Below are 13077 nucleotides of genomic sequence, written 5' to 3'. Positions count from 1 at the left end.
CGTGTTCTCCGGGCAGGGGAGTCAGCGTGCGGGTATGGGCCGGGAGTTGTACGAGGCGTTTCCGGTCTTCGCGCGTGTGCTGGATGAGGTGGTCGATGCGTTGGGGCTGCCGTTGCGGGAGGTGATGTGGGAGGGCGGTGACGACCTGGACCGGACGGGGTTCACGCAGCCGGCCCTCTTCGCTCACGAGGTCGCCGTGTTCCGGCTGCTGGAGTCGTGGGGTGTGCGCCCGGATGTGGTGGCGGGGCATTCCATCGGTGAGTTGTCGGCGGCGTATGTGGCGGGTGTGTTCTCGCTGGAGGATGCGGCGGTCTTGGTGGCGGCGCGGGCGCGGCTGATGGACGCGCTTCCGGCGGGTGGCGCGATGATCGCCGTACAGGCCACGGAAGAGGAGGTACGTCCGTACCTCACCGACGGTGTGAGCGTGGCTGCCGTGAACGGGCCGCGTTCTGTGGTGATCTCCGGGGACGAGACGGCTGTCACCGAGGTGGCGGGGCGTTTCGAGCGGACGGCGCGGCTGAAGGTGTCCCACGCCTTCCACTCCCCGCTCATGGAGCCGATGCTGGCGGAGTTCGGGAAGATCGCCGCCCAGCTCGCCTACCGTGAGCCGGTCCTGCCCGTCGTCTCGAACGTGACCGGCACTCTCGCCGCACCGGGGGACCTGTGTGATCCCGGGTACTGGGTCCGTCACGTCCGTGAGACCGTCCGCTACCACGACGGCAACCAGGCTCTGGAGGAGCAGGGCGTCCGGACCTTCGTGGAGGTGGGACCGCAGGCGGTCCTCGCCGGCCTGGGCTGCGGCGACGACGCCGTGTTCCTCGCCGCACAGCGCCGCGACCGGCCCGAAACCGGCCAGCTCCTCACCACCCTGGGCACCCTGCACACCCGAGGCGTCCCGGTCGACTGGTCGGCGTTCTTCGAGGGTCGCGGTGCCCGCACCGTCGACCTGCCCACCTACCCCTTCCAGCACCAGCGCTACTGGCTCAACTCCCTCGACACCGGCGCGGACATCCCGGCCGCCGGCCTCGAATCAGCGCAGCATCCGTTGCTGGGGGCGGTGGTGGAGTTGCCGGTGACGGGTGGGGTGGTGTTCACGGGGCGTTTGTCGCGTGAGGGGCAGCCGTGGCTGGCGGATCATGGGGTGTTGGGCTCGGTGTTGTTGCCGGGTACGGCGTTCGTGGAGATGGCGGTTCGGGCCGGTGACGAGGTGGGCTGCGGCCTGCTGGAGGAACTGACGCTTCACGCGCCGCTGCTCGTGCCGGAGCGGGGCGGAGTGGCTTTGCAGGTCACCGTCGACGGTGCGGACGAGAACGATCACCGGACCGTCCGGATCCACTCCCGGAGCGAGGGAGTGGACCAGGAAGGCGAGTGGACGCTGCATGCCGAAGGCCAGCTTGCCGCCGGCGCCGACACGCGATCGCCCGAGCCGACGGGTATGGAGGTCTGGCCGCCCGATGGCGCCGTAGCCCTCCCGCTCGACGAGTTCTACACGGACCTGGCGGCGCAGGGTCTGGAGTACGGCCCGGCCTTCCGGCTCCTCCGTGGGGCATGGCGGGACGCCGACGCCCTCTACGGGGAAGTCGCCATGCTCGACGACCCGTCGGGCGAAGGCGAAGCAGCCGCCTACGGAGTGCACCCGGCTCTGCTGGACGCCGCCCTGCACACCAGCTTCCTCGAAGGTGACGCGGACACCGCGCCGTCCGTGCCGTTCGCCTGGAACGGCGTGCGCCTGCACGCGACGGGCGCCTCCGTGCTCCGTGTCCGCGTGACCGGCGTCGGCTCGGTGCTGCGTCTGGACGCCGTCGACAGTACGGGCGCCCCTGTGGTCACCGTGGAGTCGCTCGCCGCCCGGACCATCGCGCCCGAGCAGCTCAGCGGCGCGTCCCCTGCCGTCCACCGCTCTCTCTACGACGTGAGCTGGATGCCGGTCCCCACCACGCCCGTCGGCGCCGACCCGTCGGGGGCGGTTCCGTGGGCGTCGTTCGGGGAGGACGTTCTCGGACTCGGGCATCCGGATCTGGCGACCGCGTACGACGGGGTGCGGCAGGCGCCTGCCGTGGCCGTTCTCGGCTGCGTCACCGATCCCGGTGCGCCCATGCCGGACCGCGTGCGTTCCGCGACCGGTGCCGTGCTCGCGGCGCTGCACACCTGGGCCGCCGACGAACGGTTCGAAAGCTCCCGTCTGCTGGTGGTCACGCGCGGCGCGGTCGCGACACGGCCGGGCGAGGACACCGGCCCGGACCTGCCCGGTACCGCCGTATGGGGCCTGGTCCGGTCCGCCCAGGCCGAGAACCCCGGCCGCCAACTGCTGGTCGACCTCGACGACGACCCCCGTTCGCTCGCCGCCCTGCCGGCCGCCGTGGCCACCGGCGAACCGCAACTCGCGATCCGTGGCGGCGAGCTCCTGATGCCACGACTGGTCCGTGCCGAACACACCCGTGCCGAACACGACGGGACCGCGGACGCCGGAACCTCCCCCTGGGATGCCGACGGTACGGTGCTCATCACCGGCGGCACCGGCGGTCTCGGCAGCCTCGTTGCCCGCCACCTCGTCACCGAGCACGGTGTCCGTCACCTGCTGCTCACCAGCCGCCGGGGCACGGCGGCCGAGGGCGCCGCGGAACTGGCCGCGGAGCTGACCGAGGCGGGCGCCGAGGTCCGTATCGAGGCCTGCGACGTCGGCGACCGGGACGCCCTGGCGGCACTGCTCGCCGGCATCGACCCGCACCGTCCGCTCACCGGGGTCGTGCACACCGCGGGCGTCGCCGCGAACGCCGTCATCGGCGCGCTGACCCCCGAGTACCTCGACCACGTCCTCGGCCCGAAGGCCGACGCCGCGTGGCACCTGCACGAGCTGACCCGTGACCTGCCGCTCACCGCGTTCGTCCTGTTCTCCTCGTCCTCGTGCGTGGTCGACGGGCCCGGACAGGGCAACTACGCCGCCGCCAACCTCTTCCTCGGCGGACTCGCCGAACACCGCGCCGCCACGGGCCTCCCCGCCCATGCCCTGGCCTGGGGCCTGTGGGGGGAAGGACACGGCATGGTCCGGAGCCTCAAGCCTGTGGACGTCGAGCGCATCCGCCGCTGGGGCATGACCGAACTGACGGCGGCCGAGGGCCTGGAGCTGTTCGACACCGCCGTACGACGCCGGGTCCCGGCGCAGCTGCCGGTCCATCTGGACCCGGACGCGATCCGGCAGCGCGCCGACGGCGTACCGCCCCTGCTGCGCGGACTGGTCCGTACGACCGCCACCGCCGCCCGTCGCGGTGCGGCGCGCGGCACGGCGGCCGGAGCCGCTCAGGGGCCCTCGCTCGCGCAGCGCCTCGCCGGCCTGCCGGACGAGCGGCGCGAGCAGGCCGTGGTCGACCTGGTCCGTACCCACGTGGCCGCGGTCCTCGGCCACCACGGTTTGGAGGCCGTCGCGCCGGACCGCCCGTTCCTGGAGATGGGGTTCGACTCCCTCGGGGCCGTGGAACTCCGCAACCGCCTCAAGAGCGCCGCTGGCATCCCCATGCCGGCCACCATCGTCTTCGACCACCCCAGCGCCCGGTCCCTGGCCGGCTGGATCCTCGCGGAGGCGTCGACGGGGGCGGGCACGGACGGCGGAGCGGCGCCGGGAAGCGGCGGGCGGGCCGCCGCCGGGGCGACACCCGACCCGGCGGGGGAGTCACTCAGCGCGTTGTTCCGCCAGGCCATCGACCGCGACCGCCTCGACCAGGGGGTGGCCATCCTCGACCTGGCCGCCGGCCTGCGCCCCACCTACGCCACCCCGGACGACCTGCCCGAACTCCCCCCGGCCGTACGGCTGGCGAGCGGGCCGCAGGAGCCCGGCCTGTTCTGCTTCCCCTCACCGGCGGCCATGGGCGGTGCCCACCAGTTCCTCCGGATCGCCGCGGCCATGCGGGGGAAGCGGGATGTCGCCGCCGTACCGCTGCCGGGCTTCGCGGAGAACGAGAGCCTGCCGGCCGCCTTCACCACCGTGGTGGAGGGGGCTGCCCGACAGATCCGTGCGGCGGCCGGGGACAAGCCCTATGTGCTGCTCGGCTACTCGGCGGGCGGGATCTTCGCCCACGCGACCGCCCGACACCTGGAGCAGACCGGTACCGGTCCGCGGGCCGTCGTCCTGCTGGACACCTACCATCCCAAGACCGAGGGCCTGGTCGGGCTGATCGCCCAGATGTTCGCCGGACTCTTCGAGAAGGAGGCCCTGTTCGGTCCGTTCACCAACGCCCGCCTGACGGCCATGGCCTGGTACGGGCAGTTGATGGAGGACTGCGATCTCGACGCCATCACCGCGCCGATCCTCTTCGCCCGCCCCCGGGACTGGGCGGGCGCGGCGGACACGGCGACCGCCACCGACGCCTGGCGTACCTCCTGGGACACGGCACACACGGTCGTCGAGGTCGCGGGCGACCACCTGACGATGGTCGAGTCCGAGGCGCACCGCACGGCCGAGGTCGTCGACGACTGGCTGACGTCGCTGGACTGATCCAGGTCGGCGGCAAGCACGAGCAAGCACGAGCAAGCACGAGGACGGGCCGGGCTCTCGGAGCCCGGCCCGTCCTCGCGCGTTTCCCCCGCGATCAGTACCCGGAAGCGGGCCGGCCCGCCACCGCGTCGCTCGCGCGGTGACGGGCCGATCCGGTCGGGTTCCGCCCTCAGGCCCCCAGTTCGCCGTCGAGCATCTCGAACAACTCGTCGGCGGTGGCGGCTGCCAGACCGTCGTCATCGGCGGGCCGGGTCGTGGTGGCGCGATGCGCGTCGGCCCACTTGGCGGCCAGTGACCGCAGTCGCTGGTCGATCCGGGCCGCCTCGGCCTCATCGGCCGCCACCGCGGACAGCGACTCCTCGAGCCGCGTCAGGTCCGCGTCCAGCGAGGTCAGGTCGGCGCCGGCCAATCCGCTCCCGCCGGCCGTTCCGGCCGTTCCGTTCGTCCCTGCCGCCCGGGCGGCGGGGACCGGCTGTTCGCCCACCATCTCGGTCCGCAGGAACTCCGCCACGGCCACCACGGTCGGGCAGTCGTAGATCAGCGTGGCGGGCAGCCGTTCCCCGGTGGCACCGGCGAGCCGGTTGCGCAGTTCCAGTGCGGCCAGGGAATCCAGCCCCATGTCGAGGAAGCCACGCTCGAGAGTGACGGCTTCGGGGCCGTCGTGCCCGAGCACGGCCGCCACATGCCCGGCGACGAGGTCCTGGAGCAGCCGTCCCGCGTCCTCCCAGGAGAGGTCCGCGAGCTGCTCGGCGAGCGAACGCTCCGGCGGGGAAGCGGAAGCGTCTCCGGCCGATGCGGATCCGCCGTCGCCCGACGCCGTCGGGTGACCCGTACCCGCTCCCACCTGGGGACGGGTACGCCCCCCTTCAGCGATCAGGCCGCGCAGCAACGCCGGCAACTCGTCCGGCCGTGCCCGCAACGCCTCCGCGTCGAACCGTACGGGGACCGGCACCGCCTCGCTCGAAGCGACCGCGGCGTCGAACATCGACAGCCCCTCGGAGACGGACAGTTCCCGCACCCCGAGGTGGCGGATACGACCCGCGTCCACGGCCTGGGCGTCACCGTCGCCCGCGGTCCCTTCCCACAGTCCCCAGGCGAGGGAGTGGGCGGGGAGGCCGAGGTGGTGGCGGTGGTGGGCGAGGGCGTCGAGGAAGACGTTGGCGGCGGCGTAGTTGGCCTGTCCGGCGGCGAGGATCTGGCCGCCGGCGGAGGAGTAGAGGACGAAGGCGGTCAGGGGGAGGTGGCGGGTGAGTTCGTGCAGGTGCCAGGCCCCGTCGATCTTCGGCCGCAGCACCGTCTCCACCCGCTCCGGGGTCATGGCGTCCAGTACTCCGTTGTCCATCACCCCGGCGGCGTGGACGACCGCGGTCAGGGGGTGTGGGGTGGGGGTCCGGTCGAGAAGGGCGGTGAGGGCGATCCGGTCGGCGGTGTCGCAGGCGGTGATGGTGACGGTGTGGGCGCCGAGGTCGGTGAGTTCGGTGCGCAGGGTGTCGGCGCCGGGGGCGTCGGGGCCGCGGCGGCTGGTGAGCAGCAGGTGCCGAACACCGTGCTCGGCCACCAGATGCCGGGCCAGCTGGGCACCCAGCAGACCCGTCCCGCCGGTGATCAGCACGGTGCCGGTCGTCGGCCACCGTACGGCCGCTGCCGCTTCCGCCGCCGCTTCCGCTGCCACGACCCGGGCCAGCCGGGGCACCCGGACACCACCCTCGCGCAGGGCCAACTCCGGCTCGCCCAGGGCCGCGGCCGCGGGCAGGGCACGGACGGACACGGGTGAACCGTCGGTGTCGACGAGCGTGAACCTGCCGGGGTTCTCCGCCTGCGCCGCCCGGACCGCGCCCCACACCGGCGCACCGCCCAGATCGATCGAGCGGTCGGACGCGTCCACACACACGGCACCGCGCGTCACGACCACCAGCCGGGCCGACGCGCACCGCCCATCGGCCAGCCAGGCACGCATCGCGGCCAGCACCCGGTGTACCGACTCCCGCGCCCGGGTCGGCACGGCCGTGTCCCCGTCCTCGTCAGCGTCCCCGGCCCCGGACACCAGGGAAAGGGCGACCAGTTCCGGTACCGGTGCACCGTCCGGGATGTCCTCCCACTCGGGCAGGGCGACCGGCTCCGCAGCGCCCTCGGCCCGTCCCGAGCCGTCGGCGCCGGACAAGGGCTGCCAAGCGACGCGGTACAGGGGATGCGCCGAGCCGCCCAACTGCCGGGCGGTCACAGGACGCAGCGCCAACGACTCCACCGTTGCCAAAGGGCCACCGTCACTGTCGGCGATGTCCAGGGAGACGCCGCCGTTGGCCACGGCCCGCATACGCACACGAAGGGCGGCGGCACCCGTAGCGCGCAGGGACGTACCGGTCCAGGCGAAGGGGATGCGGGTCTCCTGGTCACCGTCGGCCGGACCGTCGCCCGTGAGGAAGTCCATGAGATGCAGCGCGGCGTCCAGCAGCGCCGGATGGATCCCGTACCGCGCCGCGTCGACAGCCTCCTCGGGTAGCGCGATCTCTCCCAGCACATCCCCGCCGTGCCTCCAGGCCCGCCGTACGCACCGGAACATCGGACCGTAGTCGTACCCCTGGTCGGCCAGTTCCTCGTACAGCGTCTCCACCGGGATGGGGGTGGCGTCCGAAGGCGGCCAGACCCCGGCGTCCTCGCGGACCGCCGCTCCTGCCTCATGGGTGTTGTCGGAGGTGAGGACGCCGACCGCGTGCCGGGTCCACGGAGCCGCGGGGTCGTCTGCCTCGCGGGAGTGGATCTCCACCGCGCGGTGACCGGCGTCGTCGGGGGCGTCGACCGTGACCTGGAGGGCGAGGGCGGTGTGAGGGGGGAGTGTGAGGGGGGTCTGGAGGGTGAGTTCGTCGAGGACCGGGGTGCCGGTGTGATGGCCGGCGTGGAGGGCCAGTTCGACCAGTGCGGTGCCGGGAAGGAGGGCGGTGCCGTGGACCGCGTGCTGGGCGAGCCAGGGGTGGGTGTCGACGCTGAGCCGTCCGGTCAGGGCGAGCGCACCCGACGCGGGCAGAGTGATGGCGGCACCCAGAAGGGGGTGCGCGGCGGGCGTCTGCCCCAGGGCCGTCGGGTCGCTGTGTGCGGATGCGGTGGCGTCCAGCCAGTAGCGCTGGTGCTGGAAGGGGTAGGTGGGCAGGTCGACGGTGCGGGCACCGCGACCCTCGAAGAACGCCGACCAGTCGACCGGGACGCCTCGGGTATGGAGTTCACCCAGGGTGGTGAGGAGCTGGCCGGCTCCGGGGCGGTCGCGGCGCTGTGCGGCGAGGAACACGGCGTCGTCGCCGCAGCCCAGGCCGGCGAGGACCGCCTGCGGGCCGACCTCCACGAACGTGCGGACGCCGTGTTCCTCCAAAGCCTGGATGCCATCGTGGTAGCGGACGGTCTCACGGACATGGCGGACCCAGTACCCGGGATCACACAGATCGTCCGGGCCGGCGAGAGTACCGGTCACGTTCGAGACGACGGGCAGGACCGGCTCACGGTAGGTGAGCTGTGCGGCGATCTTCCCGAAGTCCGCCAGCATCGGCTCCATCAGCGGGGAGTGGAAGGCGTGGGACACCTTCAGCCGCGCCGTCCGCTCGAAACGCCCCGCCACCTCGGTGACAGCAGCCTCGTCCCCGGAAACCACCACAGAACGCGGCCCATTGACGGCGGCCACGCTCACACCATCGGTGAGACGTTCGCGTACTTCTTCCTCGGTGGCCTGTACGGCGATCATCGCGCCACCCGCCGGAAGCGCGTCCATCAGCCGCGCCCGCGCCGCCACCAGCGTCGCCGCGTCCTCCAGCGAGAACACACCCGCCACATACGCCGCCGACAACTCACCGATGGAATGCCCCGCCACCACATCCGGGCGCACACCCCACGACTCCAGCAGCCGGAACAGGGCGACCTCGTGAGCGAAGAGGGCCGGCTGCGTGAACCCGGTCCGGTCCAGGTCGTCACCGCCCTCCCACATCACCTCCCGCAACGGCAGCCCCAACGCATCGACCACCTCGTCCAGCGCACGCGCGAAGACCGGGAACGCCTCGTACAACTCCCGGCCCATGCCCGCACGCTGGCTGCCCTGTCCGGAGAACACGAAGGCCGCCTTGCCCTGCACCGGCGTCCCACCGGCCCGCTCACCGGACCCCACTTCACCCAGCCCACGCAGCAGTTCCCCGCTGTCGCGCCCCACCACCACAGCCCGGTGTTCCAGCACGCTCCGAGCCGTGGCCAGCGAGTAGCCCACATCCAACGGCGACAGATCATCCCGCCCGGCCACATACCCGGCCAGCCGCTCCGCCTGCGCCCGCAACGCCCCCTCACCACGCCCCGACAACACCCACGGCACCACCGGCAACGGTGCGTGAGGACCCTCCTCCTCCGCCGGCACGGGTGCTTCTTCGAGGATCACGTGCGCGTTGGTGCCACTGATCCCGAACGACGACACACCCGCCCGGCGCGGACGCCCGTCGCTCTCCCAAGGGCGGGCCTCGGTCAGCAACTCCACCGCTCCCGCCGACCAGTCCACATGCGGCGACGGCTCCTCCACATGCAACGTCCGCGGCAGCACCCCGTGCCGCATCGCCATCACCATCTTGATCACACCCGCCACACCCGCAGCCGCCTGCGCATGCCCGATGTTCGACTTCAACGACCCCAGCCACAACGGCCGACCCTCACCCGGCCGCTCCTGCCCATACGTCGCCAGCAACGCCTGCGCCTCGATCGGATCCCCGAGCGTCGTCCCCGTCCCGTGCGCCTCCACGGCGTCCACCTCCGCAGCCCGCAACCCCGCAGCCGCCAACGCCTGCCGGATCACCCGCTGCTGCGACGGACCGTTCGGAGCCGTCAACCCGTTCGACGCACCGTCCTGATTCACCGCCGAACCACGCACCACCGCCAGCACCCGATGCCCGTTACGCCGCGCGTCCGACAGCCGCTCCAGCACGAGCACGCCCACACCCTCGGACCAGCCCACGCCGTCGGCGGCGGCCGAGAAGGCCTTGCACCGCCCGTCCGGGGAGAGCGCTCGCTGCCTGCTGAAGTCCACGAAGGCGTCGGGGGCGGAGAGGAACGTGACGCCACCGGCCAGGGCCATCGTGCACTCGCCGTTGCGCAGCGCCTGGGTTGCCAGATGCAGGCTGACCAGGGACGAGGAGCAGGCGGTGTCCACCGACACCGCGGGGCCTTCCAGGCCGAAGAGGTACGCGAGTCGCCCGGACAGCACGCTGGCGGCGCTGCCGTTGGCGAGGTAGCCGGCCACGTCCGGAGGGACGTCGTCGCCCAACCGGGTGCCGTAGTCGTCGTACATGACGCCCGCGAACACACCGGTCTGACTGCCACGGAGCGACACCGGGTCGATCCCGGCACGTTCGCACGCCTCCCAGGCGGTCTCCAGCAGCAGCCGCTGCTGCGGATCCATGGCCAGCGCCTCACGCGGACTGATCCCGAAGAAGCCGGGGTCGAACTCGGCGCCGTCGCGCAGGAAGCCGCCGTCGCGTACGTATGTCTTGCCGTCCTGCGGCTCGGGTGCGTACAGGCGGTCGGTGTTCCACCCTCGGTCGGCGGGGAATCCGGAGACGGCGTCGACCCCCTCGGCGACGAGGCGCCACAGCTCCTCGGGGCTGTGCACGTCGCCCGGGTAGCGGCAGCTCATCCCGACGATGGCGATGAGATCGTCGGAACGGGCCGCCCGTGCGGCCGTACGGGCCGCGGTCTCCGTGGCCGAGTCCGTCTCCGAGTCCGAGGGGTCAAGCGCGGCGAAAAGCTCACGCTTCAGCAACTCGGCCACGGCTTGCGACGTCGGATGGTCGAAGACCAGGGTGGCGGGCAACGCCAGGCCGGTGGTGCCGCGCAGGGCGTTGCGCAACTCGACCGAGGCCAGCGAGTCGAAGCCCAGCTCGCGGAAGGCCCGTCCCGGCTCGACCGCTTCCGGTCCGTCATGTCCGAGGACGGTCGCGACCTGCCCACGCACCAGGTTTAGCAGTGCCCGGTCGCGCTCCGTTCCGGGCAGGCCGATCAGTCGCTCGACGAGGGAGCCGGCGCCGGCGGCGCCACCCACCGGGTGCCCGGCCACCGCGGTGGACGCCCGGGGGACGGGCACCCGCGCCAGGCCGCGCAGCAGGTGTGGCAGATCGTCTCCACGGGCCCGCAGCGCCGCCGCGTCGACCCGCACCGGGACGACCACCGCCTCGGCGGGGGACAGGGAGAGCGCACGGTCGAACAGGGCCAGGCCCTGCTCCCGGTCGAGGGCTGGCAGGCCGAGCCGGTCCATGCGGCGCAGGTCGGCCTTGTCGGGGTCGCCCATTCCGCTGTTCTCCCTCCACAGTCCCCAGGCGAGGGACTGGGCGGGGAGGCCGAGGTGGTGGCGGTGGTGGGCGAGGGCGTCGAGGAAGACGTTGGCGGCGGCGTAGTTGGCCTGTCCGGCGGCGAGGATCTGGCCGCCGGCGGAGGAGTAGAGGACGAAGGCGGTCAGGGGGAGGTGGCGGGTGAGTTCGTGCAGGTGCCAGGCCCCGTCGACCTTCGGCCGCAGCACCCGTTCGGTCTGCTCCTCGGAGAGCGAGGCGACCAGGCCCCCGTCCGCCACTCCGGCGGCGTGGACGACCGCGGTCAGGGGGTGTGGGGTGGGGATCCGGTCGAGAAGGGCGGTGAGGGCGATCCGGTCGGCGGTGTCGCAGGCGGTGATGGTGACGGTGTGGGCGCCGAGGCCGGTGAGTTCGGTGCGCAGGGTGTCGGCGCCGGGGGCGTCGGGGCCGCGGCGGCTGGTGAGCAGCAGGTGCCGAACACCGTGCTCGGCCACCAGATGCCGGGCCAGCACGGCGCCCAGGCCACCGGTGCCGCCCGTGATCAGGACCGTGCCGTCCTCGCGCCACGCGGACGCGGCCGGGGCCCGCCTCGCGGGCGGCCTCCCGGTGATCCGGGCGAGGCGGGGTACCCGGGCCTGGCCCAGGCGCAGCGCCAATTCGGATTCGCCCGCAGCGAGGGCGCCGGGCACGGCGAGGACCGACGCGTCGGTGCCGTCGACGTCGAGGACGGCGAACCGACCCGGATGCTCCTCGGCGGCCGCGCGTACGAGTCCCCACAAGGGTGCCTGCACCAGGTCGACCGCACTGCCGTCGGCGCCGCCGGTGACCGCGCCCCGGGTGAGCACGACCAGGCGCGTTCCGTCGAGGCGGTCCTCGGCGAGCCACTCCTGGAGGAGGCCCAGCAGCCGCTGGGTGAGCGCGCGGGCCCGGTCCGGCAGATCCGCACCGTCCTCCTCGCACTCGGGTGCCCGGTACACGACGGTCCGCGGAGCCGGTCCCGATGCCGGATCGGCCACCGCGGCCGCCAGAGCCGCCACATCGGCGTACTGAGGAACCCCGTTCAGGCCGGGGAGGATGGCCTCCGGCGCGGGGAGCGGCGTACCGGAGCCCAGGACGGCCCACCGCAGCTCGCCGTCGGCGGGCGGCGGAGCCGTCACGGCCTGCCACTCCACTCGGTGCAGCGGGAGGCCGGCAGCGCGTCCGCCGGCTTCACTGAGCCGTTCCTGCTCCACCGGACGGGACACCAGCTTCGACACGGTGGCCACCGGCCGGCCATCGGCGTCGGCCATCCGCATCACGGACGCTTCGGCACCGTCCAGGCGAGTGATCCACATCCGCAGTCCTGCCGCACCCGCGGCATGCGGGGCGATGCCGTTCCAGGCGAACGGCAGCAGTACCGGGCCGTCGCTCTCATCCAACAGGTCGACGTGCATGGCGGCGTCGAGCAGGGCGGGGTGGAGGATGTAGTCGGCCGCCTCGGCGGCGGTCTCGGGTTGCAGCGCCACCTCGGCGTAGATCTCGTCGCCGTCCCGCCAGGCGGCCCGCAGGCCCTCGAACGCCGGCCCGTAGGCGTAACCCCGATCGGCCAGCAGCGTGTAGGCGTCGGTGACGTCCATGGGGGCCGCGCCCGCCGGAGGCCATTGAGTGAGGTCGAACTCGGGTTCCGGCAGGAGCGGGCTGAGGAAGCCGACGGCGTGGGTCGTCCAGGAGTCCGTGAAGCCGGCGTCGGCCGCTCCGTTCTCCGGACGGGAGTGGATCTCCACGGCCCGGCGGCCCGACGCGTCCGGCGCCCCCACGACGACCTGCAAGGCCGCCGCGGTGCCCTCGGGCAGCACGAGGGGAGCATGGAGGGTCAGTTCCTCGACGACGGGGCAACCGCTGCGCTGGCCGGCCTGGAGCGCCAGTTCCGCGAATCCGGTACCGGGGAACAGCACCGTGCCCATCACCACGTGATCGTTGAGCCACGTCTGGGTGTCGTCGGCGAGACGACCGGTGAGGACGAGCCCGCCGGTACCGGGCAGGGGCACGGCGGCGCCCAGGAGGGGATGCTCGACGAGCAGTTGACCGAGCCCGACGGGGACGCTGTACGTGGAAGCGGTGGCGTTCAGCCAGTAGCGCTGGTGCTGGAAGGGGTAGGTGGGCAGGTCGACGGTGCGGGCACCGCGACCCGCGAAGAACGTCTCCCAGTCGACGGGGACGCCTCGGGTGTGCAGCTCGCCCAGGGTGGTGAGGAGCTGTTGCGTTTCGGGGCGGTCGCGACGCTGGGCCGCGAGGAACACCCCGTCGTCG

The 13077-nt window shown here is 73.0% G+C and carries 2 protein-coding genes; one reads left to right on the top strand and one right to left on the bottom strand.

Annotation, left to right across the window (positions count from 1 at the left end; all coding sequences use genetic code 11):
- Position 1: 1 nt before the first annotated feature.
- A complete protein-coding gene (locus tag ACIQ1J_RS35185; protein ID WP_403563446.1) occupies positions 2-4489 on the top strand; it encodes an SDR family NAD(P)-dependent oxidoreductase in 4488 nt (1495 codons plus the stop codon).
- Between the two features lie 169 nt (positions 4490-4658).
- Here the strand turns inward: ACIQ1J_RS35185 and ACIQ1J_RS35180 are convergent, their stop codons facing one another.
- Entirely contained in the window at positions 4659-13067 is an 8409-nt protein-coding gene (locus ACIQ1J_RS35180) for an SDR family NAD(P)-dependent oxidoreductase (RefSeq protein ID WP_403563444.1), read from the bottom strand.
- Between the last annotated feature and the right edge of the window lie 10 nt (positions 13068-13077).

This window comes from Streptomyces sp. NPDC097107 (assembly GCF_044762405.1).
GTDB lineage: Bacteria > Actinomycetota > Actinomycetes > Streptomycetales > Streptomycetaceae > Streptomyces > Streptomyces thinghirensis.
This window is presented reverse-complemented; position numbering and strand designations above follow the sequence as displayed.